Here is a 533-nt window from a genome sequence, read left to right on the forward strand (position 1 = left end):
TCGCTGGGCAAGCAGGGGCGTGATTTTTTTGATTTTCTGACGGAAATCGGCTTGGAGGAGCAGAATGTGTTTGAAGAGGCTTCAGACGACACGCTGCTACACTGTCTGCAAAACGACATTCAAAACCTGCGGATGCCGTCTGAACACAGCCGCGCGGATTTGCTGGACGACGGCTCCGTCCGTATCGTGTCGGCACACAGCCCCTTGCGCGAATTGCAGATTTTGAAAGACAAGCTGTTGCGGATTCTGCACGAACATCCCGACTGGCAGCCGCACGATATTGCTGTTTTGACGCCGAACATAGAGCCGTACAGCCCGTTTATCGAGGCGGTGTTCGGGCAGGCGCAAGGCGGGGCGCAGGCTTTGCCGTATTCGGTGTCGGACGTGAAACTCAGCCGCCGCCAGCCGCTGCTTTACGCGCTGGAGCAGACGCTGGATTTGCTGGAAAGCCGGTTTGAAGTCGATAAAGTGCTGCCGCTGTTGGAAAGCGGTTTGGTGCTCCGCCGTTTCGGGCTGACGGCGGACGATTTGCC

1 pseudogene is annotated in these 533 nt (G+C 57.4%); it reads left to right on the forward strand.

The features are described from left to right. Window positions 1-533, forward strand: a pseudogene (locus tag ACTHUR_RS17665) (exodeoxyribonuclease V subunit gamma); the annotation flags it as partial.

Source organism: Neisseria sp. P0021.S007, assembly GCF_051956855.1.